28 protein-coding genes and 5 tRNA genes are annotated in these 26197 nt (G+C 29.0%); 7 read left to right on the top strand and 26 right to left on the bottom strand.

The window, feature by feature from the left end:
- Positions 1-85: 85 nt before the first annotated feature.
- The 13 genes from rplL to CVOLT_RS02160 form a co-directional block, all read right to left on the bottom strand.
- Entirely contained in the window at positions 86-466 is a 381-nt protein-coding gene (gene rplL / locus CVOLT_RS02220; protein ID WP_039665252.1) for a 50S ribosomal protein L7/L12, read from the bottom strand.
- 20 nt (positions 467-486) lie between these two features.
- The gene (gene rplJ, locus CVOLT_RS02215) at positions 487-966 is read right to left on the bottom strand and encodes a 50S ribosomal protein L10 (RefSeq protein WP_039665251.1); all 480 of its coding nucleotides are present in this window, start codon (positions 964-966) and stop codon (positions 487-489) included.
- A gap of 154 nt (positions 967-1120) precedes the next feature.
- Positions 1121-1822, bottom strand: a complete 702-nt coding sequence (gene rplA, locus CVOLT_RS02210; RefSeq protein ID WP_039665250.1) for a 50S ribosomal protein L1 — start codon at positions 1820-1822, stop codon at positions 1121-1123.
- Between the two features lie 63 nt (positions 1823-1885).
- The gene (gene rplK, locus CVOLT_RS02205; RefSeq protein WP_012661181.1) at positions 1886-2311 is read right to left on the bottom strand and encodes a 50S ribosomal protein L11; all 426 of its coding nucleotides are present in this window, start codon (positions 2309-2311) and stop codon (positions 1886-1888) included.
- Between the two features lie 22 nt (positions 2312-2333).
- The gene (gene nusG / locus CVOLT_RS02200; protein ID WP_039665249.1) at positions 2334-2864 is read right to left on the bottom strand and encodes a transcription termination/antitermination protein NusG; all 531 of its coding nucleotides are present in this window, start codon (positions 2862-2864) and stop codon (positions 2334-2336) included.
- Positions 2865-2869: 5 nt separating this feature from the next.
- Complete coding sequence (gene secE / locus CVOLT_RS02195) at positions 2870-3052, bottom strand: preprotein translocase subunit SecE (protein WP_039665248.1); 183 nt, start codon at positions 3050-3052, stop codon at positions 2870-2872.
- A gap of 16 nt (positions 3053-3068) precedes the next feature.
- A tRNA-Trp gene (locus CVOLT_RS02190) sits at positions 3069-3144 on the bottom strand.
- A 16-nt stretch (positions 3145-3160) separates the two neighbouring features.
- Positions 3161-3319, bottom strand: a complete 159-nt coding sequence (gene rpmG, locus CVOLT_RS02185; protein WP_012661178.1) for a 50S ribosomal protein L33 — start codon at positions 3317-3319, stop codon at positions 3161-3163.
- 39 nt (positions 3320-3358) lie between these two features.
- A complete protein-coding gene (tuf, locus tag CVOLT_RS02180) occupies positions 3359-4558 on the bottom strand; it encodes an elongation factor Tu (RefSeq protein WP_039665247.1) in 1200 nt (399 codons plus the stop codon).
- Between the two features lie 66 nt (positions 4559-4624).
- A tRNA-Thr gene (locus CVOLT_RS02175) sits at positions 4625-4699 on the bottom strand.
- A 101-nt stretch (positions 4700-4800) separates the two neighbouring features.
- Positions 4801-4877, bottom strand: a tRNA-Gly gene (locus CVOLT_RS02170).
- Positions 4878-4884: 7 nt separating this feature from the next.
- A tRNA-Tyr gene (locus tag CVOLT_RS02165) sits at positions 4885-4970 on the bottom strand.
- A 46-nt stretch (positions 4971-5016) separates the two neighbouring features.
- A tRNA-Thr gene (locus CVOLT_RS02160) sits at positions 5017-5092 on the bottom strand.
- A 97-nt stretch (positions 5093-5189) separates the two neighbouring features.
- Here CVOLT_RS02160 and CVOLT_RS02155 point away from each other — a divergent pair.
- On the top strand, positions 5190-5930 hold the full coding sequence (locus CVOLT_RS02155; protein ID WP_039665246.1) for a YaaA family protein: 741 nt from the start codon (positions 5190-5192) through the stop codon (positions 5928-5930).
- Between the two features lie 26 nt (positions 5931-5956).
- On the opposite strand, the gene CVOLT_RS02150 is transcribed toward CVOLT_RS02155, so the two are convergent.
- The 8 genes from CVOLT_RS02150 to mqnE all read right to left on the bottom strand — a co-directional run bounded on the left by CVOLT_RS02150 (position 5957) and on the right by mqnE (position 15150).
- Positions 5957-7201, bottom strand: coding sequence for a major outer membrane protein (locus tag CVOLT_RS02150; protein ID WP_039665245.1), 1245 nt, complete (start codon positions 7199-7201; stop codon positions 5957-5959).
- Between the two features lie 238 nt (positions 7202-7439).
- The gene (locus tag CVOLT_RS02145; protein ID WP_039665244.1) at positions 7440-8180 is read right to left on the bottom strand and encodes a pilus assembly FimT family protein; all 741 of its coding nucleotides are present in this window, start codon (positions 8178-8180) and stop codon (positions 7440-7442) included.
- Positions 8177-9331 (bottom strand): glycosyltransferase family protein, encoded by a 1155-nt coding sequence (locus CVOLT_RS02140; protein WP_039665243.1) that lies wholly within the window; start codon positions 9329-9331, stop codon positions 8177-8179. The genes CVOLT_RS02145 and CVOLT_RS02140 overlap by 4 nt, the downstream gene beginning before the upstream one ends.
- 2 nt (positions 9332-9333) lie before the next feature.
- Positions 9334-9864 carry a monoheme c-type cytochrome gene (locus CVOLT_RS02135; RefSeq protein WP_039665242.1) on the bottom strand — a complete coding sequence of 177 codons (531 nt, stop codon included), beginning with the start codon at positions 9862-9864 and terminating at the stop codon, positions 9334-9336.
- 1 nt (position 9865) lies between these two features.
- Entirely contained in the window at positions 9866-12262 is a 2397-nt protein-coding gene (locus CVOLT_RS02130; protein ID WP_039665241.1) for a molybdopterin-binding TMAO/DMSO reductase, read from the bottom strand.
- Between the two features lie 56 nt (positions 12263-12318).
- On the bottom strand, positions 12319-12759 hold the full coding sequence (locus CVOLT_RS02125) for a phosphoribosyltransferase (protein WP_039665240.1): 441 nt from the start codon (positions 12757-12759) through the stop codon (positions 12319-12321).
- A gap of 1 nt (position 12760) precedes the next feature.
- Positions 12761-14074: an NCS2 family permease gene (locus CVOLT_RS02120; RefSeq protein WP_039665239.1), complete on the bottom strand. Its 1314-nt coding sequence runs from the start codon at positions 14072-14074 to the stop codon at positions 12761-12763.
- Between the two features lie 11 nt (positions 14075-14085).
- Positions 14086-15150 (bottom strand): aminofutalosine synthase MqnE, encoded by a 1065-nt coding sequence (gene mqnE, locus CVOLT_RS02115; RefSeq protein ID WP_039665238.1) that lies wholly within the window; start codon positions 15148-15150, stop codon positions 14086-14088.
- Between the two features lie 109 nt (positions 15151-15259).
- Here mqnE and CVOLT_RS02110 point away from each other — a divergent pair, with 109 nt between their 5' ends.
- The 6 genes from CVOLT_RS02110 (at position 15260) to CVOLT_RS02085 (ending at position 23292) form a co-directional block, all read left to right on the top strand.
- Positions 15260-17620, top strand: coding sequence for a nucleotidyltransferase (locus tag CVOLT_RS02110; RefSeq protein WP_039665237.1), 2361 nt, complete (start codon positions 15260-15262; stop codon positions 17618-17620).
- Between the two features lie 3 nt (positions 17621-17623).
- The gene (gene glmS, locus CVOLT_RS02105) at positions 17624-19423 is read left to right on the top strand and encodes a glutamine--fructose-6-phosphate transaminase (isomerizing) (RefSeq protein WP_039665236.1); all 1800 of its coding nucleotides are present in this window, start codon (positions 17624-17626) and stop codon (positions 19421-19423) included.
- Positions 19424-19552: 129 nt separating this feature from the next.
- Positions 19553-20944, top strand: coding sequence for a class II fumarate hydratase (fumC, locus tag CVOLT_RS02100; RefSeq protein WP_039665235.1), 1392 nt, complete (start codon positions 19553-19555; stop codon positions 20942-20944).
- 42 nt (positions 20945-20986) lie between these two features.
- Positions 20987-21364, top strand: coding sequence for an HIT domain-containing protein (locus tag CVOLT_RS02095; protein WP_039665234.1), 378 nt, complete (start codon positions 20987-20989; stop codon positions 21362-21364).
- Positions 21357-22907, top strand: a complete 1551-nt coding sequence (locus tag CVOLT_RS02090) for a DUF4153 domain-containing protein (protein ID WP_039665233.1) — start codon at positions 21357-21359, stop codon at positions 22905-22907. The genes CVOLT_RS02095 and CVOLT_RS02090 overlap by 8 nt, the downstream gene beginning before the upstream one ends.
- A gap of 10 nt (positions 22908-22917) precedes the next feature.
- The gene (locus CVOLT_RS02085) at positions 22918-23292 is read left to right on the top strand and encodes a DUF1090 domain-containing lipoprotein (protein WP_039665232.1); all 375 of its coding nucleotides are present in this window, start codon (positions 22918-22920) and stop codon (positions 23290-23292) included.
- A 31-nt stretch (positions 23293-23323) separates the two neighbouring features.
- On the opposite strand, the gene CVOLT_RS02080 is transcribed toward CVOLT_RS02085, so the two are convergent.
- From CVOLT_RS02080 to nadD, 5 genes are all read right to left on the bottom strand, one after another.
- Positions 23324-23776 (bottom strand): tetratricopeptide repeat protein, encoded by a 453-nt coding sequence (locus CVOLT_RS02080; RefSeq protein ID WP_039665231.1) that lies wholly within the window; start codon positions 23774-23776, stop codon positions 23324-23326.
- Positions 23777-23825: 49 nt separating this feature from the next.
- Positions 23826-24119: a tetratricopeptide repeat protein gene (locus tag CVOLT_RS07905; protein ID WP_261797981.1), complete on the bottom strand. Its 294-nt coding sequence runs from the start codon at positions 24117-24119 to the stop codon at positions 23826-23828.
- Between the two features lie 156 nt (positions 24120-24275).
- Positions 24276-25262 carry a tetratricopeptide repeat protein gene (locus tag CVOLT_RS02070; protein ID WP_132038049.1) on the bottom strand — a complete coding sequence of 329 codons (987 nt, stop codon included), beginning with the start codon at positions 25260-25262 and terminating at the stop codon, positions 24276-24278.
- 9 nt (positions 25263-25271) lie between these two features.
- Positions 25272-25601: a ribosome silencing factor gene (gene rsfS / locus CVOLT_RS02065; protein WP_039665229.1), complete on the bottom strand. Its 330-nt coding sequence runs from the start codon at positions 25599-25601 to the stop codon at positions 25272-25274.
- A gap of 13 nt (positions 25602-25614) precedes the next feature.
- A complete protein-coding gene (nadD, locus tag CVOLT_RS02060) occupies positions 25615-26160 on the bottom strand; it encodes a nicotinate (nicotinamide) nucleotide adenylyltransferase (protein WP_039665228.1) in 546 nt (181 codons plus the stop codon).
- Positions 26161-26197 lie beyond the last annotated feature (37 nt).

The following is a 26197-nucleotide window of genomic DNA, read 5'->3' as shown; positions in this document are numbered from 1 at the left end:
CCCATGGTAAAAGTATTGTAAGAAAGGATCCTAATATAAGGAAAACAAGAAAGGATTTTCATCCTTTCTTTTGTCAAATTTAAAATTATTTAAGCTCAACCTTAGCACCAGCTTCTTCAAGTTGTTTTTTAGCTTCTTCAGCTTCTGCTTTACTAACACCTTCTTTAAGAACTGATGGAGTTTGCTCAACAGCATCTTTTGCTTCTTTTAAGCCAAGACCAGTTAAAGCACGAACAACTTTAATTACATTAATTTTTTTGTCTCCGCCATCTTGTAAAACAATATCAAATTCAGTTTTTTCTTCAGCAGCACCGCCAGCAGCACCGCCAGCAGCACCGCCAGCAGCAACCATTACTGGAGCAGCAGAAACACCAAATTTTTCTTCGAATTCTTTTACTAATTCTGATAACTCAAGAACGCTTAAATTTGAAATAAATTCTAATACATCTTCTTTAGTAATTGCCATTTTTTATCCTTTTTATAATTTTATTCTGATTCTTTTTTATTTTTTAATGCATTTAATCCAATTGTAAAATTGGTAATTGGCGCATTCCAAACTTGCAAAAGCATAGCAAGCAACTCGTTGCGAGAAGGCATTTTAGCAAGAGCTTTAACTTTGCTAACAGCAGCAACTTCGCCATCAATAAATGCTGTTTTAATTTCAAATGATGGATTTGCTTCGCTAAATTTATCAGCAACTTTTGAAACATTTAACTGATCTTCTCCCCAAAGATAAATATTTGTATCTTTAAGTTCCATTCCATCTTTGCCGGCATTTTTAAGAGCTATACTTGCTAAAGTATTTTTAATGATTTGAACTTTAACACCCATTTCTCTTGCATTGTTTCTCAACTCTTCAAGCTTTTTAGTATGTAAACCTTTATAGTTACAAACTACAACAGCTTCGCTAGCTTTAAAACTATCTTCAAGTTTAGAAACAAGTTCAATTTTTTGGCTTTTTGTCATCTTTACTCCTTTCCGACCGGTGATTTCAAGCAGAGTAGAAAATCTAATTAAGTCAAAGACCTCGGCTATCTCCAATCTAAGATAAAATTTAGATAAAATAAAACAATCGATTATTTTATCTAAATTTTATTAATGAGAGAAAAACTCTCATTAATTATTTTGTATCAAGAAGCTCTTGAGTATCTAAAGAAAGAGAAGGACTCATAGTTAAAGAAAGAGAAGCATTTTTGATATATCTTCCTTTTGCCGCTGCAGGCTTATGTTTATTAATCGCTTTTATAAAAGCAACCATATTTTCTTTTAATTGCTCTTGAGTAAAACTAACTTTTCCAAGTCCAGCATGGATATTTCCTTGTTTATCTACACGGAAATTTACTTGACCATTTTTAGCATTATTTACAGCTTGTGCTACATCCATAGTAACAGTTCCAGTTTTTGGATTTGGCATTAAACCTTTTGGTCCTAAAATACGACCAACTTTACCAACTAAGCCCATTAAATTCGGTGTTGCGATTAAAACATCAAAATTCATATTACCTTTTTGAATTTCTTCTACTAAATCATCACTACCAACTATATCAGCACCTGCATTTTTTGCTTCATCTGCTTTAGCATCTTTAGCAATAACAGCCACACGAACTTTTTTTCCTGTACCGCTAGGCAATACTACACTACCTCTTACCATTTGATCAGCATGTCTTGGATCAACATTTAATTTTAATGCAATTTCAACAGTTTCATCAAATTTCGCAGAAGCAAGAGTTTTTACAGTAGTGATTGCTTCATCCATTAAATAATTTTTATTTGCATCAACTTTTTTTAATAATTCAGTAAATCTTTTAGTATTTTTTGACATCAATTTTCTCCGCATTTTATATAAAGTGCTTCCGCCTTTTTATACTCTTGGCGGTAAAGAGTATTAATCTACTATTTCAACACCCATAGAACGAGCTGAACCCATTATGATTTTAGCAGCTTGTTCTCTATCTTTTGTGTTCATGTCAGCAATTTTTTTATCAACAATTTCTAAAACCTGAGCTTTGGTTAATTTTCCAACTTTATTTTTAAGTGGATTATCAGCTCCCTTGCTTATACCAGCAGCTTTTTTAATTAAATCTGTAGCTGGTGGTTGTTTTGTGATAAATGTAAAACTTTTATCAGCATAAACAGTGATAACAACTGGGATATTAAAACCAGCCATATCTTTGGTTCTTTCGTTAAATGCTTTACAAAATTCCATTATATTCACACCTTGTTGACCTAAAGCAGGACCAACTGGAGGTGATGGATTAGCCTTAGTAGCAGCTATTTGTAATTTAATTTCACCTACGACTTTTTTAGCCATAACCTTCTCCTTTACTTAATTATCAAACAATTTTTTCAACTTGAGAATATAAAATTTCTACAGGTGTTGATCTTCCAAAAATGGAAACATTTAATTTCAACACACCTCTTACCATGTCATATTCTTCTACTATACCAACAAAATTTGCAAAAGGACCTTCAGTAATTCTTACACTCTCTTCTTTATCAAATGAAATTTTAGGTTTAGGTGCTGCTTTATTTTTCACCTTTTCTAAAATAAGATTAATATCTTTTTCACTTAATGGAGTCGGCTTTTTACTTTCACCAATAAAACGACCCACTTTTGGCAAAGATTGAATTTTATGCCAAAGCTCTGTTGATAAATCAATATTTGCAAAAACATAACCTGAGTATAAACTTCTTTCGCTTATTTTTTCTTTACCATTTTTAAATTCAATTACATCTTCAGTTGGAACTATAACTTCAAGCAAGCGATCTTGAATTCCATGATCTCTTACTAAATTTTCAATAGCTCTTTTTACCGCCATTTCACTACCAGCATAAGTTTGAATTGCATACCATTTATGATTCATTTTTATTATCCTATAATTTTAGATAACGAAAACGACATAAGTAAATCCACTAATGCCAAAAACAATGAAACAACAGCAACAACAACAAAAACTGTAATATAGGCATTTCTAACCTGTTCTTTTAAAGGCCAAATCACTTTTCCTAATTCAGCTTTTGATAATTTAAAATAAGTTATTATTTTTTCCATACTTAACCTTATTTTGTGGCAGGGCAAGAGGGATTCGAACCCCCAACCATCGGATTTGGAATCCGGCGCTCTACCATTGGAGCTATTGCCCTAAGGGCTTAAAAAGCCTTAACTTTTTAATTTAACTTCTTTATGAATAGTGTGTTTTTTTAATCTTGGGCAATATTTTTTTAATTCTAACTTTTCAGTTGTATTTTTACTATTTTTAAATGTGCTATAGTTAATATCTCCACACTCTTCACACTTTAAACCAACTTTAATTCTCATTTTTATCCTTATAAAAAGCGAGAAAAATCTCGCTTATGATTATTTAATAATTTTAGAAACAACACCTGAACCAACAGTACGGCCACCTTCACGGATAGCAAAACGAGTGCCTTCTTCAAGTGCAACTGGAGCAATAAGACTTACAGTAATGCTTACATTTTCACCTGGCATAACCATTTCAACACCATCAGCAAGTTTAATCGCACCTGTAACATCTGTCGTTCTTACATAAAATTGTGGTCTATAATTGTTAAAGAATGGAGTGTGGCGACCACCTTCATCTTTATTTAAAATATAAACTTCAGCTTCAAAGTCTGTATGCGGGGTGATTGATTTTGGTTTAGCAAGAACCATACCGCGTAAAACATCTTCTTTTTTAGTACCACGAAGAAGCACGCCAACATTATCACCTGCTTCACCTTGATCCATTTCTTTTCTAAACATTTCAACACCAGTTACAGTTGTTGTTTGAGTATCTCTAATACCAACAATTTCGATAGTATCACCAACTTTTACAACACCTTTTTCAATTCTACCTGTAACAACAGTACCACGACCAGAAATTGAGAAAACATCTTCAATTGGCATTAAGAAATCTTTATCTGTATCACGAGTAGGAGTTGGGATGTAATCATCAACCGCGGCCATAAGATCTAAAATCTTTTTAGACCATTCACCATCTTGACCTGCTTTAGCTTCTTCAAGTGCTTGTAATGCTGAACCTGAAATAATAGGAGTGTCATCACCTGGGAAATCATAAGAGCTTAATAATTCTCTAATTTCCATTTCAACTAATTCTAATAACTCAGCATCATCAACCATATCTGCTTTGTTCATAAATACTACAATATATGGAACACCTACTTGACGAGAAAGTAGAATATGCTCTCTAGTTTGTGGCATTGGGCCATCTGCTGCAGAAACAACAAGAATAGCTCCATCCATTTGAGCAGCACCAGTGATCATATTTTTAACATAGTCAGCGTGTCCTGGACAGTCAACATGCGCATAGTGGCGATTTTCTGTTTCATATTCAATGTGTGATGTAGCGATAGTAATACCACGCTCTTTTTCTTCTGGAGCATTATCGATATTGTCATAATCTTTAAGCTCAGCCAAACCTCTTCTAGAAAGAACAGCAGAAATCGCAGCTGTTAAAGTAGTTTTACCATGATCAACGTGACCGATAGTACCGATATTAACATGAGGCTTATTTCGTGAAAACTTTTCTTTAGCCATATTTTTCCTCCATATAAAATTTTTCAGACAAATACCAATTTATGTTTTATAATCTTTTGAAATTAATGGAGCTCATAGCGGGACTTGAACCCGCGACCTCTCCCTTACCAAGGGAGTGCTCTACCTCTGAGCCATACGAGCGCTCAGAAAAATTAAAAACATAAATTAAAAAATTTTGGAAATTTGAAACTGCTAGAAATAAATAAAAACAGCTCCCAGTTTCACTCTACCAAAATTAAGGTTGGAGCGGGAAACGGGACTCGAACCCGCGACCCTCAGCTTGGAAGGCTGATGCTCTAGCCAACTGAGCTACTCCCGCAAAGCAATGGTGGTGAGTCGTGGATTCGAACCACGGAAGGCGAAAGCCAGCAGATTTACAGTCTGCCCTCGTTGGCCACTTGAGTAACTCACCATAATAAAAATGCTTTTCATCTCTGGTCAAACACTGCTATCAACAATGGAGCTGGTTAAGGGACTTGAACCCCCGACCTGCTGCTTACAAGGCAGCTGCTCTACCAACTGAGCTAAACCAGCAAAAAATAAAGTTGAATTATATTCTAAATTTAAAACATTGTCAAGATATTTTATATAATTTTATATAATTTACAAAATCAAAATTAAGGAATAAATTATGAAAATATTATTTTCTCCTAGTGAAAGTAAAACTACTATAAATGATAGTGATGAAATTAATGAAAAATCATTTATATTTAAAAATTTATATAAAAAAAGGATAGAAGCTATAAAGAAATATCAAGATTATATCAATGCTTTAAACCATGAAGATTTAAAAGATTTTTTTGGGATAAAAAATGATGATGAGATAGATATTTTAAGTAATGATGTTTTTAAAAGAAAAACCACAAAAGCTATACAAAGATATAATGGAGTAGCCTATGAATTTTTAAATTATAATAAGTTAAATAATAATGCTAAAAAGTATATTGATAATAATGTGATTATATTTTCTAATTTATTTGGTCCAGTTGGTGCTGGTGATTTTTTACCTTATTATAAATTCAAACAAGGTAAAAAGATAGAAAATTTTAATATAGAAAAATTTTATAAGGATAATTTTTCAAAAAATTTAGATGAACTTTTAAAAGATGAAATCATTATAGATCTAAGAGCGAAATTTTATGAAAAATTTTATACTTTAAAACAAAATTATATAAGTTTTACTTTTTTAAAAGATAATAAGGTATTGAGTCATTATGCTAAAGCGTATAGAGGAATAATTTTAAATTTTTTAGCACAAAATTCAGTCAAAAATAAAAAAGAAATTTTAACCAATTTACCTGAAAAATTAAAAATAAAAGAGATAAAAATACAAGGATTAAAAGAAGAGATAATTTTAGAAATAGTAAGCTAAGCCAAAAAAAGGCTTAGCTTTTAAAATTAGAATTTGTAAAGAGCTTCAAGTCTGATGAATTGATCATCACCATCTGTTGGACCATAATCTTCAGTTAAATAAGAATAGAATCCGCTAAATGTAAGTTTTGGACTATAAGCATAAGATACGCTTCCAAGATATTCATTTTTATCTATATCTCCACCAATAGAAGAAGCAGCTTTTGATTTACCACCTACATAGTCAAAACCTAATCTTAGTTTCTCAGCAAAAGTATAACCTACTCCAGCAAAATAGAAGAAGTTTTCACCTACATCACCTGTTAATCTACTACCCTCAGAATAGAAAATTTGCTTACCTGGAGCTATTACTCTACCTGTATCTTCTAAAGTAACTACACTAAATTTGTCTTTATCACCATAACCAACTACACCAGCTTGTAGATCAAAAGCTGAGATATCAGCTGAAAGTTTAGCTGCATAGAAATTGCCATCTGTTACACCATTACTATAGAATTTTTCAAAATCACTGTCTAAGCTATTGCCTAAATATTGACCTTCGATTTTGAAGTTCATATTATCACCAAAAGCAAATTTATAGCTAGCATCTACTGCATACAAGAAAGCATTATTTGCTGAGTAAGCTGCCCATAATTGGAAAGCAAATGGATCAAAATCACCTAAAACAGCTGCACCGTATAATGAAGATTTAGCTAATTTAATAGAAGCACCATTTCTTGTGAAATTATCTACACCTGTATCACCATCATCATTCCAGTTGAAAGCATCAAACCAGAAACCTGCAAAAGTTAAACCATCTATAGAATTGTTAATAACTTTAGCGCCTGTTCCTACTAAATCGTCAGTCCAAATAGAATTTACTTCCATTTTACCTAACATAACACTTGTAGCATAAGCTTCGTTAGTATATTCTAAATAAGCTTGTTGAACACCAAATGTAGAATGAGTGTCTGTACCTTCATTTTTATCAGCAACAATACTACCCCAACCTAAATCTTTTGAATTGTATTGGAATTGAACGAAAGCTTTGAAATTATCATCTAAAGCTGCTTTGAAATTTAATTGAGATTTAAATTTATGAGCATTGCTTTTAGAGCTATTGTAACCATTATCAACTTGATCACCCATAGTATATCTATCAGATTCAAATCTATATCTGAACATACCTGATACATCAACATCTTTTATAGCTTCTTCAAGTGAAACAGCATTAGCTGCTGAAAAAGCACCTGCAGCTAAAGCTGCTACTAAACTAAGTTTAACTAGTTTCATGAGAATTCTCCTTATTAAAATTAAAAATGTAGCGAAATTATACCATAGTTTTATATGAAAATTCTTAAAGTAAATAAAATTTGTGATAAATGAGAAAAAATAAATAAAAAATTACTAAAAGATCTTTAAAGATCTAACATTTTGCTAGATCTTTAAAAACTAAGGAGTTATCTATGAATGTTTGCTTTTACGAGTGTAATTATGCTCTTTTAAAGTTAATACTTAGAAACAATAAAAATTATAATTTATCACAAGTTGTTATTTTATTGTTTAAGGTTAAATACTGCTTAAAATCTTTTTTAAATTCAGGTATATATGCATAAGAAGTTTGAGAATTTATGATAATACAAAGGTGTTGATTTTGCTTGGTGGATAATCTTATAATACAATCATTTTTAAAATCAAGTAATTTATCATAAGGCCTTAAAGCATTTTTTAAAGGAGAATACAAACGCCCATAACCATCAAATACCAAACGAGTGCTGCCTTTACATGAGCCTTCAAATAAAACTTTTGAAATTCCATATGTTTTTTCTATGTTATATCTAGGATTAGTCTTTGCATCACCTTGGATGATAACCCCACTTTGTCCTGAATTCATTAAAATGTTAGGATTTAACAAATCTATGGCTATTTCTCTGTCTTTATTGATGATGTTTTTTCCGATATTTGCATTACCATCACCATTTTTGTCTAAAAATATAGTATAGGTTTGTTCATTATTAGTAGCTGTTTTTGATTTGATAAAATATAGTTGCCATTTAGCTTGAAACCATGATTTTTTAGCGATGTTAAATTCTTTAGCTCTAAAATCATTTTGCATTAAAGCTAAGTGTCTAGTGTATTTGATATCATTTAAAATTTGCTCTGCACCCAAACGCAAATAATCTGGCTTTACATGAAAATATCCCATAGAAAAAATCAAAGAAAGTATGATACATACCAAAGAAAGCTCTATAAGAGTAAAAGCTTTAATCATTTTAAATCAAAATATAAAGAATGTTTTGCTAGTTTGATAGTAATATCACTAGGTTTATTTGTTAAAGATAATTCTTTTTTACCTTCTTTAATACCATAAAATTTAAGTTTTAATGCGAGCTCTTTTTTTGTATGCACTTGAAAAATATTTTTTTGTTTTAATTTGTTTGCTAATTCTTTAGCTATATGATAATCATAAGCAAAATGTTTTTGTGGGTTTTTTAAAACATAATAAAAAGAATGATTAAAGATTATACCTAAATAAAAAAGTATCAAAAATATCAAAGAACATTCTATAAAAATATTATGTTTTAAGCGTAATTGTGGAAGTCTTGCACGATAAGAAGACATTAAATAACGCAGTAAAAGTGGAGTGCAAACTACACAAAATGGCAAAAAATCTTCTAAAAATAGTCTTTGTCTTAATGAAAAAATCAAACAAAATATGAAAGTTGTGGCTATAACAAACCATAATAAAGGTTTGTCTTTTTGAAAAAGCATTTTGTGTATAACATAAAAAAAATACAAAAAAACTAAAGGCGAAAAACAAGCAGCAAAAATACCTAAAGTATCTAAAACATATCCTTGAGGCTTACCACTTGTATCAAAACCATAAATACTCATTGCAATAGCAAACAAAAGCAAAGCTATACCAATGAGAATTTTATCACGCGTGTAAATTCCAAAAAAGAAAAATGCAAGATACAAAATAGCAAAATTTCCATCTATATATAAAGAAAAAACCAAACAAATATAAAAAAATATAGTTTTTTTATACTCAAATAAGACCAATATCAAAAGAGTAAAAAATATCACAATAGATGATTCATTTATCAAAAGAGCACTTGCAACACTACCTGGTAAAAGAATAAAAAGAACTACTGACATAAGAGCGTCAAAAGAAGTTTTAGTATATTTTAAAGCTAAGATGTAAAGCAAAATACAACTTAAAGAATGAAGCAAAACAAAAATAATTCTCAAACCATAATCATTCTGCCCTAAAAGAGTAGTTCCAAATCTTGCGATCATAGCAATCAAGCTATGATCATAGAAAAAAATTTTAGCCTCATTATAACTAATAGATAAAGTGCTTATGCCATATAGCAAAGCACAAAAATCAAGCAATAAAAGAGCTGCTAAATATTTTTTCATATTTAGTCAAGTTTTACAGGACCATTGCTTGCATGAGATTGTAAAAATCTTAAAATTCTAGCTTTTTCAGCATCTGTTATTTTAGCAAATCCTTGCATAGCTGAAAGATAAGCATCCCATTCTTCCATTAAATGTTCTTTTGGTTTATGAGCTGCATGACAACTTGTGCAAGTATCATAATATACAAGTTCTATTTCATCCCAAGCATCTATTTCTTTATCAGTTAAATCTTTACTTTTAACTAAAAATTCCATTTCATTTTTTGCATTTTGAGAATTTAAAGTCAGTAAAAGATAAATGCCATCTTTTGTATAAGCTAAAGATTTTGGATTTGACTCCACAACTTCACCTTTAACTTTTATCAATGAATATTCTCCTTCATCTTTTAAAAGTTCCACTTTAGAACCTTCATAAATTTGTCCTATAACTTTTTTAGAAGCATCTAAAAGATCTACTTTTTCATTAAAAATAAACATATCTTTAGCAAATAATGCATTTATTAAAAATAATAAACTAAATATAATTTTTTTCATATTAAGCTCCTATAATTTCTGGCGGTGTAGTTGAGTTATAAGGTTTAATAACTTCTTTTAATTTTTTAATACCTACAAGGCAAGTATTAACGCTCGTTGCTTGTGCCATAGTAGAAGTTGGTCTTGAACTTGTTAAAACATTTACATGACCTGCGTTACATCTTGGCTTACTATCAGATACATCTTCTGGATCATACCAAGCACCCTCTTGAATACTAACAACTCCTTGCATAATTTTATCTGTTACAAAAGCACCAGCTAACAATGAACCTCTATCATTATACACTTCTACCACATCACCATGTTTTATACCTAGTTTTTGCGCATCATGAGTGTTGATAACCACAGGTTCCCTTCCTTGAATTTTATACAAATCTCTTACCCAAGTATTATCAAGTTGAGAATGCACTCTATATCTTGGATGAGGACTTAATAAATGGAATGGATATTTTTTTGTTAATTCTTTATTACCCAACCACTCAGCTGGTTCAAACCAAGTTGGGTGTCCTTTAAAGTCTTCTAATTTATAGTTTTCAAATTTAGGAGAATAAATTTGAATTTTTCCACTTTCAGTGGCAAGTTTATTTGCTACTGGATCTGCTCTAAATGCAGAGTGTCTAACATAGCTATATGCTTCTTTTGGAATTTCAAAATGCACAAAGCCTTGTTTCCAAAAATCTGCAAATTCCATATAATAAGGGCAATCACTTCTTCCATAAAATCCTTCAAGCCATTGCTGTTTCGTTTTTCCACCTGTAAATTTTTTATGTTCTCTTTCACCTATTTTCTTTGCCAATTCTTCAAAGATATCATAATCATTTCTACTTTCAAAATAAGGCTCAATTACTTTTTTCATAGCATAGACATAATCTTGAGAATAAGATCCACCAAAACTTATATCATCTCTTTCTAAAGTAGTAGTTGATGGTAAAACTATATCAGCCATTTTTGCCATAGGAGTCCACCATGGCTCATGAACTATAAGAGTATCAAGAGTTCTTAAAGCTTTTATGAGCTCATTTGTATTTGGATGATGTCCTAAAACTGATGCACCAACTACATACATGAGTTTTATTTTAGGAAAAGTTATTTCTTTACCTTTAAATTTTATTTTCTTACCTGGATTTAAAATAGCTTCAGAAATTCTACTTGCTGGAATATTACTATCTAGATTGTTTTTTCCTTGTGGCAAGCCTACTGGAAGTCTAACTCCTGAAAAAGCTTGTCCTCCACCTGAATAATGCATGGAAAAACCAAAGCCTCCACCAGGTAAGCCAATTTGTCCTATCATAGAAGCTAAAACCATTAAAGTCCAATCAGCCTGTTCTCCATGATGAGCTCTTTGCATAGCCCAATTTCCCGCTAAAAATGTTCTATTATTTACAAAAGTATCTGCTAAAGCTGTGATAACTTTTTCATCAACTCCTGTTATATTTGCCGCCCAAGCAGGTGTTTTATCAATACCATCACTTTTACCTAATAAATAAGGTAAAAATTTATCAAAGCCATCGGTGTATTTTTCTATAAATTTTTTATCATATTTATTGCTTTTATAAAGATAATTCATCATACCAAGCATTAAAGCCACATCAGTATTTGGACGAATTTTTATCCAATCAGCATTTAAAATCTCAGCTGTTGTTGTGTATTGTGGGTCAATAGTGATAAATTTGATATTTGATTTGCTGTATTTTTTATAATATTCGTCATTTCCACGATTAGCTACTTTAAAATCAATTTGGTTGCATTTATAAAGATCAGCACCCCATAAAACATATACTTGGGTATTTTTCAAAATTACTTCATGTGCAGTTTGTAAAGAATAAACTTCTAAATCCCCCATTACAGTTGCATTAACCCTACCAGCAGCACCATTACTATACTCACCATCTGTTCCTATGTGACCACCCAAGGCTGTATTAAAAAATCTTCCTGCAACTGAATTGCAATTATGAAGCAATCCAACATGCCCCCAAGCACCATAACTAGCATTGAATAAATTTTCAATTGGAGTTTCTTTTAGTTTTTCTAATACAAGTTCTAAAGCTTTTTCCCAACTTACTCTTACAAAAGGCTCTTTACCTCTTAAATGTGGTCTTTTTTTGCCTTCTAAAAAACTTTTCCTAACACAAGGGTATTTAATCCTAGTGTCTGAATAAGTCCTATCTATAATAGCATCAGTGATAATAGAAGGATGTTTATCAGATTGTTGTGGTATCACTTTTATAAGCTTACCTTCTGAATTTACTTCACCCCAAAAAGCTCCAAAATGCGTTGCATGAGGAATCTTTTTGGTGTCATAAAATGCAGTTTGAGTTGCAGCTACTAAAGGATTTACAGAAGCAAACGCTGAAGTTGCCGCAAGAGATTTTAGAAACTTTCTTCTTGTTATTTTCATGAAATATCCTTTCAAAAGTAATATGCAAATATTACTACAATATTACTTTTAAAAGACTAAATTTTGATACTCCAAAAAAATTCTATCCATTCTTTTGCTTCTTTGATATAAAATTCTGGAATTAGCAAAGCAGAGCTTTTATAAAATACACTAGCAACTTGAAGCTCTAAGTGAGGATATTTTTGCATTAAAATTTTTTTAATTTCCATCATTGTTTCGCCGCTATCGATTATATCATCTACTAAAAGAACTTTTTTATATGCACTAAGATCAGGGATATTAAAAATTTTAAAAGTATCTAGTTTTTGCGTATCTTCATAATGGATAGAATTTAAAGAAAATAAATTTCTATTTTCTAAACCTTCAGCTAAAAAGTGTCCTAAAGTCATACCACCTCTTGCAATAGCTAGTAAAACTTCTGGATTAAATTCTTCTTTAATTTTACGCGTAAAAGGGATGATTTCTTGTTGAAATTCTTCATAAGAGTAATAATACATTCTAATGTCCTTGTAATAAAAATACTAATAAAGAAATAAAACCTAAAACAACCACGCCAAAAGTGATTTTTGAAAATTCTTTTTGCATAATGCACATTAAGATATAAGCTATAAATCCAAAGGCTATACCATTTGTTATAGAATAAGTTAAAGGCATCATAGTAACTATGAAAAAAACACTCACGGCGATAGATTTATCTTTGAAATTTATATTAGTAACTTCCATAAACATCAAAACACCTACTAAAACTAAAATCGGATAAATAGAATTTGCAGGGATTGCTTTAAATACTGGAAGCAAAAATAAAGTAAAAATAAAACATATCGCTGTTACTAAGGCAGTAAGTCCTGTTCTGCCACCAGTTTCTACACCTGTTGAACTTTCCACAAATGCAGTTACAGTAGAAGTACCAACAACCGATCCCATTACCGAACCAGCTGCATCCGCTCCTAGAGTTCTTCCTAATTTTTTTTCACCATCTTTGCTATCAAAAATTTTACCTCTAGCACCAGCACCTGTTATAGTCCCTATACCATCAAAAAGTTGGGTTACAAAAAAAGTTAATATAATAGGAATCATTGTTAATTCTAATGCACCCTTAATATCAAGCTGACCAAAAATAGCACTTAAACCATTTTCTCCATTAATCACGGGTAAAGAAATAAATTCTTGTGGAAAAGAAGCTCCATCTATATTAAAAATCCATGCACATAAAGCACTAATGATTACAGCTAAAATAAAAGCTGATTTAATCTTCCAAGCCCAAAAAGTAAAAACTAAAAATAAGCCAAATAAGCCAAATAAAACCTTGGTGCTAGAAAGATCTCCTAATGTTACCAAAGTTGCTTCACTTTTGACTATAATTCCCATTTGAGATAAACCTATAAAAGCGATAAAAGTACCAACACCTGCAGAAATTGCTCTTCTTAAATCTTCAGGAATGCTTTTTACAACCCAAACTCTAAAATTTGTAAAAGAAAGTAAAGTAAAAATAGCTCCTGAAATAAATACAGCTCCTAATGCTGTTTGCCAAGGAATTTGATAAGTATTACAAACCCCAAAAGTAAAATAAGTATTTAGTCCCATACCTACACTCATAGCAATAGGAGTATTTGAAAATAAAGCACTAAAAGCAGTTGCAATGATAGTTACCAAAGCAGTTGCAATAATTAAAGCTTCCAATGGCATACCAGAATTGCTTACTATATTAGCATTTACAGGAATGATATAAATCATCGACAAAAATGTAACAATACCAGCATAAATTTCAGTTCTTACATCACTTTTATGCTCTTTAAGTTTAAAAAAATCCATTTTATATATCCTTAATAATTTTTTAATTCATTATATAAGCTATCTCGCTCTATGGCAACATAACCTGAACTTTGTATCATTTCTATAAAAGTTTTTAAATTCAATCCATTAGAACTTTTTGCACCTCCTGCACTTTGTATGCTTTCTTTTTCTATAGTGCCATCTAAATCATTAGCACCAAAATCTTGCGCTACCATGGCTAAATTTATCCCCATAGTTGCCCAATAAGCTTTGATGTTTTTAATATTGTCTAAAACTATTCTTGCGATGGCAAGTGTTTTTAAAATTTCTACTGAACCTAAAGGTTTTTTACCTGTTATAAAGCTATTATCTTGCTGCCAAACAAGTGGAATAAAAGCATTAAAACCTTTGGTTTGATCTTGAAGTTCTCTAAGTCTTATCATGTGATTGATACGATGGGTTCTATTTTCTATATGTCCAAAAAGCATAGTAGCATTGCTTAATCTTCCCTTTTCATGCCAAAGTTTGTGAATTTTTAACCAATTTTGACTACTAACCTTGCCATGACAAATCTTTTTTCTAATTTCTTCATCAAAAATTTCAGCACCACCACCTGGCATAGAATCAACACCATATTCAAGCATTTTATCTATAACTTCTTCATAGCTCATATCAAAAGCCCTGCTTAAAAAATCAACCTCAGCAGCAGTTAAGGCTTTAATATGTAAAAATGGATATTTTTGCTTTATCATCCTAAAAATTTCTAAATACCACTGCCATGAAGTGTTTTTATTATGTGCTGAAACAATGTGAATTTCTTTAGTATCTCTTTGAACTGTTTCATCTACGATTTTCATAATCTCTTCATGAGTCATGGTATAAGGATTTGGATTTTTTCTATGAGCTGAAAAAGCACAGAATTTACAAGTGTCTGCGCAAATATTAGTAGGGTTTATATGACGATTGATATTAAAATAAACTTTTTTTCCATGTAATCTTGTGCGAATTTTTTGAGCGTATTTACCTAAAGTAAAAAGATCTAAATCCCAAAGTTGATTAGCTTCTTCTTCATTTAATCTTTCTTCGTTATCTAATTTTTGAATAATTGTTTGCATTATCTAACCATTTTTAGAAATTAAAAACATAATTATATTTTCAACTTACTTAAAATTTAATACAAAATATTTTTGATATGATTTAAAAAATATAATTTAAGGATAAATTGTGAGCCTTAATATAGAAAAAATTCAAAAATTAAAAAATTCTTTAAAAGATTATGAAGCTTACTGCTCAAGGCTTTTTTTAAAGCAAGGTTCTTTTAGCTTTTATCATTCTAAAGAAATAGATCATTTTATAGAAGATTCTTATGAATTAGTTTTAAATGATTATTTTGATGATTTTTTCCCAAACGATGAAAAAATTCCACTTTGTATTTTAGCTATCAAACAATATGCAAAAAATAATTTAAGCATCAAAGAAAATGTAGACTTACTCTTAATATATAAAGATATCAAAGCGTATAATGTCAAGCCTTTAATGAAAAGTTTTATAGGAATTTTAAACGATATTAATTTAAATATAAACTATCAAATTTGTGAGCTTAATGGGCTTTATAATATAGCAAAAAATGAGCTAAAACAAAATATTTTACAATACAGATTTATCTGCGGATCGAAATTTTTATTTAAGCAAATCAAAGAAAAAATTACTCAAGTACAAACTGAATTAAAAGATGAATTTGCTTTAAAAATTATCCAAAAATTTAATTCTTTTGAAAAAATACTTCTCCAACAAGAATTTGATATCAATAAAAACTTTGGTGGACTTGATGAGCAATTAGATATTGAAAATTTAAATATCTTATACAAAGATAGTCCAAAAAATTATATGTTAAATTTTATTAATGAAAAAGAAATGAGTGAATTTAAGCTTGCGAGTGATTTTTTGTTTTCACTTAAATGTGCTATGAATCTTTTAGAAGGTAAAAATACCAATACTTTTTTTATACATAATACCCAAGAACTTGCAAATTTAATGCATAAAAAAGAAAAGAAAAATTTAGATCTTAGTTCTATACTCACACAAAAAGCATTACAAAGTATGCACACTTGTGGAATTTATACGCATTTTTTATCAAGATGTGTGCAAGAAAAACACTTTAATATTTTAAATTCTAACTTTTTACAAAATGATTATTTTGCTTATAATAACCAAGAAAAAGACTTAAACCATATCTTACAAAATCTTTTGAAATTAGAAGATAAAAATTATCATTTTGATATAAAACTTATTTTTGCCATAAAACGAGCCAAAAATAAAGAATTAAATTTGGAGCTTTTTGAAGCAATTTTAAAACGAAAACATTCTTATAGCATTTTAAAACTTCTTTTAGATGCAAATGTTTTAAAAGATTTTTGCAAACCTTTAACTCAAAGCAGGTTTTTACTCGAAGAAGAAGGCATTTATAGTGCTCTTGATAGAGCTTTACTTTGCTTGTATTACTTTGAAGAACAAGAAACAGAATTTAATGAAAATATTTTATTAACTCTTAAATTAACCATACTTTTAAGCGCCATTAAAGAAGAAAATGAAATATCTTTGGCTAATATTTATAGAGCCTATGTTAGTAAATTTAATATAGAAGATAAAATTTTAGAACTTGGGTTAAGATTATTTAAAAATTTTAATGCTTTTAAAGATATCATAGAAAAAGAAGATATTTATAATCAAACTATAGTATTAAATTTCATAGCAAAACTTTGTGATATAAATACTTTAAAAATACTTCAAATTTTATCTTTATGCAATGCTAAAGCTTTAAAAATAGAAAATAATTTTTATTATAAAAGCTTAGAAAAATTATATCAAAATGCTCTTGAGGGCTTTGAAGATGAAAATTTAATTGATGAGGGGCAAAGAAGAGTCAAAAAAGAACAAACTTTAAAAAGAAGTAAAGCCTTTATAGATCTTGACAAACAAACACAAACAAATATCGCTCACATAAAATCAAATTTGTTTTTTATCAAAAATAGTTTTGAAAAAATCATCAAAATTACTCAAATCGCCCAAGAACAAATTTTTGCATTTTGGCTTGATAATAAAGATAATTTCACCCTAGAAATCATTATGAATAAAAAAAATAACATAGAAAATATACTCAATTCTTTAAGCTCTTTAAATTTAATTTTTATGAGTTATTTTGAATTGTTTGATGATAAGGTGTATTTAAAATTTGAATATTCTGACATTGTTAGTGATGAACAAAAACAAAGTTTAGAAAATTTGTTAAATTCAAAATTGCATATAAAAATACAAAAAAAATTAAAAAAACCAAACATTAAAAAAGATGAATTAAAATTAGACATGGATTATTCTAAAAACTATGCCAAGATAACCTTAAACACAAAAGACCAAAAAGGTTTAATGGCTTATGTTATGAGTGTTTTGGCAAATTATGACATAGTTTTAAGTGCAGCTAAAATCCAGACTATAAAGGAAAGAACCAGAAATGTTTTAATCTTGCATAAAAATGAAAATTTGCATGATTATAAGGAAAAAATTTTAAAATCACTAATAAGCGAGTAAAAAATGTGTGGAATTGTAGGATACATAGGCAACAAAGAAAAGAAAAAAATCATTCTTGATGGTTTAAAAGAATTAGAATATAGAGGTTATGATAGTGCTGGTATAGCTGTAATGAAAGATGGAGAGCTTGATTTTTTCAAAGCAGTAGGAAAGTTAGAAAATTTAGCTAATAAAACCAAACAATTTGATAGCGAAGGCTTTGGTTTGGCTATAGGACACACACGCTGGGCAACACATGGAAAACCAACAGAAATAAATGCTCATCCACATTTAGGAGAGTATTCTTGTGTGATACATAATGGAATTATCGAAAATTATCAAAAATTAAAAAACCAACTTAGCCAAAAAGGTATTAGTTTTTTAAGTCAAACTGATACTGAGGTTATAGTTCATTTGTTTGAATATCATGCACGCAATCATGAGCCTTTTGAAGCTTTTAAAAAAACAATTAGCGAATTAAAAGGTGCTTATGCAATTTTACTTATTAGCAAAAAGGATCCAAATACTATTTATTTTGCAAAAAATGCTGTGCCTTTAATCATAGGCAAAAATGGCGATGAAAACGAATATTATTTTGCCTCAAGTGATGCGCCATTAATTTCTTTGGTAGATAAAGTAGCTTATCTTGAAGATGGTGATTATGGTTATGTAAATTTAAAAGAATGCAAACTTTGTCATGATCAAGCTTGCATTCAACCTAACTTTGTAGTTTTAAGTCAAGATAAAAGCTTTGCACAAAAAGATGGCTATAGATTTTTCATGGAAAAAGAAATTTATGAGCAAAGCAGGGTCTTAGGTGAAGTTTTAATGGGGCGTTTGCAAGGAGAAGAAATCGTTTTTGAAGATATCAATGAAGAAATTTTAAAAGATATTGAAGAAATCACTTTTTGTGCTTGCGGAACAAGCTATCATGCAGCACTAAGTGGAGCATATTTGCTTGAAAGACTTGCTAAAGTTAAAACCAAAGTAGAAGTAGCAAGTGAATTTAGATATAGAGAAGCTATTATAGGAAAAAATACTCTTTTTGTGGTAATTTCACAAAGTGGAGAAACTGCTGATACACTTGAAGCTTTAAAAATAGCAAAAGCTCAAGGGGTAAAAACTTTAGCAATATGCAATGTAGATAATTCTAACATCGTGCGTCTTGCTGATATATCTTTACTCACTAGAGCAGGTATTGAAAAGGGTGTGGCATCAACAAAAGCTTTTGCAACACAAGTTGCAACTTTATGGATGTTTGCAATCTATCTTGCACAAAAAGCAAATTTTGATATGAGTAAAGAAATTCAAGCCTTAAGAACTTTGCCAAATATCGTTAAAGTGAGTCAAAATTTACATGAAAAAGTACATAGAATTTCAAAAAGATACTTACATGGGCATGGATTTTTCTTTATAGGAAGAGATGTGTTTTATCCTTTGGCTTTAGAAGGAGCTTTAAAACTCAAAGAAATTTCATATCTACACGCCGAAGGCTATCCAGCAGGTGAAATGAAACATGGGCCTATAGCTTTAGCTGATAGCGAACTTTTCACCGTTGCACTAATGCCAAAAAATTGTCTTTATGAAAAAACTAAATCTAATGTCGAAGAACTTGCAGCAAGAGATTCTACTTTGCTTGCTATATCGCCTATTGATTTTGATTTAAGCGATGATTTTATCAAAACTTCTAATCAAGAACATTATATGTGTGAATTTTTTGAAATGATGGTAATCTTACAGCTTTTAGCCTTAGAAGTTTCCATAAGATTAGGCAATGATGTAGATATGCCAAGAAATTTAGCAAAAAGTGTAACCGTAGAATAAATACAATGTGTAGTTTTGTCAAAAAACTACAATTAAATAAATTTTTAAAAAATATTTTTTAAATTAAAGCTAATTTTAGGTTTATTTGCGTTTAAATATAATTACAATTTTAATTTAAAAGGAAAGTCCATGGAATATAGAATCGAACATGATACTATGGGAGAAATTAAAGTTCCTGATGAAAAATATTGGGGTGCTCAAACTCAAAGAAGTTTTGAAAATTTTAAGATTGGTATAGAAAAAATGCCAAAAGTTTTAATCTATGCTTTTGCAAATTTGAAAAAATCTTTAGCTATTGTAAATAATAAACTTGGAAAATTAGATGATGCTAAAAAAAATGCCATAGTGCAAGCTTGCGATGAAATAGTAGCAGGCAAATTTGATGATAATTTTCCTCTAGCTATATGGCAAACAGGCTCAGGCACACAAAGCAATATGAACATGAACGAAGTGATTGCAAATCGTGCTACTGAAATTATGGGTGGAGACTTTAGAAAAGAAAAACTCGTTCATCCAAATGATCATGTAAATATGTCTCAAAGCTCAAACGATACTTTTCCAACTGCCATGAGTATAGTTTCAGTAGAACAAGTAGAAAAAAAATTAATACCAGCCTTAGATGAACTTATAGCTACTTTTGAAAAAAAAGTAAAAGATTTTGAAGGTATTATAAAAATAGGACGCACACATCTTCAAGATGCTACTCCGCTAACTTTAGCACAAGAATTTAGCGGATATTTATCTATGCTTACTCATTCAAAAGAGCAAATCATTGCTTCTTTACCAACATTAAGAGAATTAGCAATTGGTGGAACAGCAGTTGGCACAGGATTGAACGCTCATCCAGAACTTAGTGAAAAAGTAAGCGAAGAACTAAGCAGACTAATAGGCACTAAATTTGTGTCAAGTCCAAATAAATTTCATGCTCTAACAAGCCATGATGCGATTAATTTTACTCATGGTGCTATGAAAGGTTTGGCTGCAAATTTAATGAAAATAGCAAATGATATTAGATGGCTTGCTTCAGGACCAAGATGTGGCTTAGGAGAAATTAACATACCAGAAAATGAACCAGGAAGCTCTATCATGCCAGGTAAAGTAAATCCTACTCAATGTGAAGCTATCACCATGGTAGCTGTGCAAGTAATGGGAAATGATGCTACGATAGGATTTGCAGCAAGTCAGGGAAATTTTGAGCTTAATGTTTTTAAGCCTGTAATTATTTATAATTTTTTACAAAGTCTTGATTTACTAGCTGATGCTATGCATTCATTTAATATCCATTGTGCAGTAGGCATAGAACCAAATAAAGAAAAAATTGATTTTAACTTGCATAATTCTTTAATGCTAGTTACTGCATTAAATCCACATATTGGTTATGAAAATGCGGCAAAAGTAGCTAAAAATGCGCACAAAAAAGGAATATCTTTAAAAGAAAGCGCTATGGAACTTGGTTTAGTTAGTCAAGAAGATTTTGCTAAATTTGTAGATCCTACCAAAATGATAGGTCCAAAAAAATAATCAAAAGACTAGGATTATCCTAGTCTTTTTTGAAGAATTAATATGATTTATGAAAATGATTTTTTATATATAGAAAAGGAAAATTCTCAAATTCCTTGGATTAAAATTTTTACTAAAGAATCTTACAAAGAATTAAGTGATTGTCCAATTTTTATACAAAAAATGCTTTTTGATTTTATATTGATTAGCGAAAAGAGTCTAAAAGAGTATTACAATCCTGAAAAAATCAACATTGCTTCTTTTGCAAACTATGTGCCAAGAGTACATTTTCATGTCATGGCAAGATTTAAAGAAGATGCTTTTTTTCCTGAATGCATGTGGGGGAAACAACAAAGAAAAATGAAAGATTTAAATTTACCTTCTTTTGAAGGTTTTACTTTACTTTTACTTAAAAACATAAGGTCTATTATTGATGTTTAAAAATTTTATAAATTCTACTTATATAGCTTTATTAAATCATCCACTTGGTGCTATATTTTATTTATATTTTTGGTTTTTAGCAGGTTTTAGTTTTAATATAATTGATTTTTTGTTATTAACGCTTTTTATTATTGCTTGTGAGACATTTACAAAAACAAGTTTAAATTTAAAACAAGCATATAAAAATTTAAATAATTTATGGATAATACTTTTAACTACAATTTTTTATATCTTTATTTATTTCATCTTTAAAGAAAACCATTCTTTATCAAACAACATTACCTTGTTTAATTTTTACATCTCTTTAATTATAGCTCTTATGGCTTTTATATGCGCAAGAAAATTTCAAGATTTTAACACTTTTGAACATTTTTTAGCTGCACTTTTTTTTAGCATAGGATTTTGGGTAATTTTTGGGATATTCATAGGTATATTTTTTATATCTTTTTCTTTTTTATTCAATTTATCTTATGATATTCCTTATGTTTTAAATTTTTGGATTTTTAGTGCTGGGTGTTTTTCTCTTTTTCTACTTGGAGATTTTAAATCATATAATTTTAAAAAAATTTTTATATTTATGCTCAATGTTTTTAGTGTTTTGTATATTATTTTACTTTTATGTTATGCCTTTGGAGTATTTTTAAATTTTGTAGAAAAACTTAGTATTGTTCATTTATGTCTTTGGTTTGGTAATGTTTTATTGTGCGCACTTTGGATTAATTTATCTTTTTATAAAATTAAAAAAATCATCCTTAATGCTTTTTTTATAACATTATTGTGTTTAACTACTTTTGTATTTTATGCTGTGATTGTTAGAATTATTGAGTATGGTTTTACTCCTACGCGTTTAGCTGTTTTGGGTGCTAATTTGTGGCTTTTAATCGCAAGCTATTTAAGTACTTTTCATCAAAATAAAGCACTTAGATTATCTTTTTATATACTAATGATAATATCTTTATTTTTAGGAATTTTTGCTACAAAAATCAGCATATATTCTCAACAATACCAACTACAAAAATTAGAAAATATCATATCTCAAAATAAATCACATCTTAATTATGAAACTAGCATGGAATACTACTATCAAATTAAAGACATCCATAACACATTAAATGAGCTAGATTTAGATCATAATAGCTCTTATGACAATCTTGAAGATTTCTTAACAAAACACGATCTCAATCAAACAAAAAAATTAATTTCAGAACCTGATTTTTTTATGCAAAAAAATTTTACTATAGATCATATCAAACTAAATGAAGCTTATGATGAAGTATTGTTTAATTTTTCCAATAAAAATAAAAATGACAAATATAGCATGGACTTTAAAGATAATACTTTATATTTTTATGAGCAAGATAAAACAATTTTACAAATTTCAAATTTTAATCAAACTTTAAAAGCTTATAATATAAACTTGCCATTAACATATAAACTTGATAATGACTTAATTATAACTTTTCTTCCTTTGGAATTTACCATAGATAAAGAAGGAAAGCTTATATATTTTAAAGCTCACATTTTTATTAAAAATACTAAATAAAAGGATTAAAATGAAACAAATTTTATTTTTACTTACTCTTTGCACTCTTGCATTTTCTACACAATGTGAAAGAAAAATAGAGCAAATTCAAAAAGAAATAACTTATGCAAAAAAATACAATCACCACAGCAAAGCTTCTAAATTAGAATTAGTGCTTAAAGAAATACAAGCAGATTGTGCCAAAGATCCTTATTTTTACGATAAAAAACTAGAAGCTAAAAAACTAAAAGAGCAAGAAATAGAAAAAATCGAACAAGAATTAAAAGAATTAAAAAAACAAAAAGATTACATGAGCAAAGCAGAATATAAAAGCAAAAAAGAAGCTTTAAAAGAAAGAAAAGATGTAATCAAAGAAGAGATTGAAGAATATATCAACAAACTCTAATTTAATTCCAAATTTGCTACCATTTTTTATTTTATTGTTTTAGTTTTTGCATTAAAATACTTTGATATTTTAATGCAAATTCATTTTCTCTATCAAAACTTAATAGCTCTTTGGTACATTCTAATGCTTGTTTATATTCTTTTAGCTGCTCTAAGCATTGAATTTTTCCTATTAAAGCTTTGATATTTTCACTAAATATTTTTAGACAATCTTCGTAGCATTTTAATGCATCGTCAAAATTACCCAAATTTCTTAAACATTCTGCTTTATAATAATATGTCCAATTTTCATCTTTATTTAAATTTAAAGCTTTATTAAGATATTTTATAGCCTCTTCTTCTAAGCTTAAATTATATTTAGCAATTCCTTGCCAAAGATAAAGTTTAAAATTATTTTTACATACTTTATGTGCCACATCACAATAAGTTATTAATTCTTCATAAGATTCAAGCTCTTTTGCACAATATGCTCTTTTAAATAACACATCTTTTAAATCAATATAATCTTTATATGATTTTATAAGTTCATTATATTCATTTTATAGCTTCTTGAAATCTCTCAAGCTTACTTTTAATCCAAGCTTTTTGAAAAAGAGCTCTAGCATAATTTTTAGTATTATTTTGTTTTTTGTAGTATTTTATAGCTAGCTCACTATCTTTTAAAGCCTCATCATATTTTTCAAGATCAGATTTTAAATAAGCCCTATTGTAAAAAACATCAGGATATTCTTTTTGAAATTTTAAAGCTTTTTCATAACTTATCAAAGCTTCTTCGTATTTATTTGTCTCATATAAAGTATTGCCCAAATGATAAAAACCATAAGGAATTGCGTGTTCAAGTTCTTCTAATTCTGATAGAGAAAAGCTATGTTCTTTAACTCTTTTTTCATAATACTTTGCTGCTAAATCAAAATCTAAAATCGCATCTTCTGTTCTTTCAAGATTGAGTTTAGTATTGCCTCTATTAATGTAAGCTTGAGTATATTATTCATAAAGCTCAATTGCTTTATCATAATACTTTAAAGCTTGGTTATATTCTTTTAAATCATACAAAATATTAGCCAAAACATAATATGGATATTCTAACTTCTCATCTAGTTCAATTGATTTTTTTAAAGCTTTTATTGATAATTCTATCTTTTTTAAATCTTTATAAATATGCCCTAAAATCAAATATGCTGTTGCATTTTTATTATCTAATTCAATTGATTTTAAGCAATCTTGCAAAGCCATCTTTAAATCATTAATTTTGCGTTTATTGTTTGCTCTTTTATAGTAAGCATCAGCGTAATTTTTATCATTTTCAATAGCTTTGGTAAAACAATTTATCGCCTCTTGATGCTCATTTAAATTTTCATAAGCAATACCTTGATAATAAAACAATTCTGCACACTCAAAACCCAATTCTTGCGTTTTTTTAAAATCAAGCAAAGCTTGTTTTGGATCAATACTAAGTAAAGCAATGGCTTTGATATAATAAGCACCATAATATTCTGGAGCCAAATCAATACAAGCTTGCAAATCTCTTAAAGCTTTTTTATAATCATTTAAAAGCACATAAACTCTAGCTCTGTTAAAATATGCTAAATGATAGGCATTATCTAATACTATAGTTTTATTAAAAGCTAAAAGCGCTTCTTGTAACAAATTTAACTTAAAATTACACAAACCCAAAAGATTAAACAAAAACACATTACCAGGATCAAACTCTACAGCTATAGCTGCATCTTTAAGCGCTTCTTGAAATTTCAAACAATTAAACCTGCAAAGTGCTCTATTATGATAAGCTTCTAAAAGCAAATGATGTTTATTTTCATCATCTATAAAAATCATTTGACCATCTTGAACAAGCATGATTTTGCCATTGCAAAAAGCTATAAGCTCATTTAAAATCTCTTCACATTTTTCAAACTCTGAATTTTCAAAATATTCTTTGGCTAAATCTGATAATTCAGCAATTAAATTATCCAAATCTTTTTCCTAATTCTGACTTTCCTTGTTTAAACTTTTTAAAAATTCTTCTATATTATATTTTGCTCTATAAGTTTCACTCATCAAATGAATTAAAATATCACCTAAATCAAGCACAGTCCATTCTTCACTACTTTCTATATTTAAAAATTCCTCACCCTTACTTTTAAGATTGGTTTTTAAATCATCAATCAAAGAAAGCGCATGTCTTTCTCCCATAGTAGTAGCAATCACTACAAATTTAACAAAATAATCTTTATCTTGCATATCAAAAGTTTCTATTAAATCTGCTTTTTTATCATCTAAAATTTGAACTATATTATCAATTCTTTCTTGCATTTTCTTCCTTTTTCTAAGTGTTTTTAAATTTAGAATAACAAAGCTTAACCTCTTCTTTGATTTGCTCACAAACTTGAGTTGTTTGCAAAGTTTGCCTTATAAAAGATGAAGAAATATCTACTTTAGTATCTAAGGTTTTAAATTCTTTAGGGATAAATATATTATCTCTTTTTGCTATGACGAATTCTACCAAATTTTGCAATCTTTCAAATTCATGCCATTGGTGTAAATTTTTTAAATGATCAGCACCTAAAATTAAATAAAATTTTGAAATTTCATATTTTTGATATAAAAAATCTACACTTTCTATACTAGGCACAGGTCTTTGTTTTAAAATTTCAAAATCACAAATTTCTACTTTTGGTATATTTGCCCAAACTGCCTCACACCATTTTAAACGCATTTGCTCATTAGCGGTAAATTTTTGCTTAAAAGGACTAATAAAAGTTGGCATAATGACTAATTTATTAATATCTAAATATTCCAAAGCATTAAATACGATAGCATTATGTCCTAAATGAGGCGGATCAAAACTACCTCCAAAAAGTGCGATTTTCATATAAAATTTTAACCTTTTTTTAGTAGAATTTTAGCAC

Origin of the sequence: Campylobacter volucris (assembly GCF_008245045.1) — a bacterium.
In the GTDB taxonomy this organism is placed as follows: Bacteria; Campylobacterota; Campylobacteria; order Campylobacterales; family Campylobacteraceae; genus Campylobacter_D; species Campylobacter_D volucris.
Note: the sequence above shows the minus strand (reverse complement) of the source record. Positions and strands in the feature narration are given on the sequence as shown.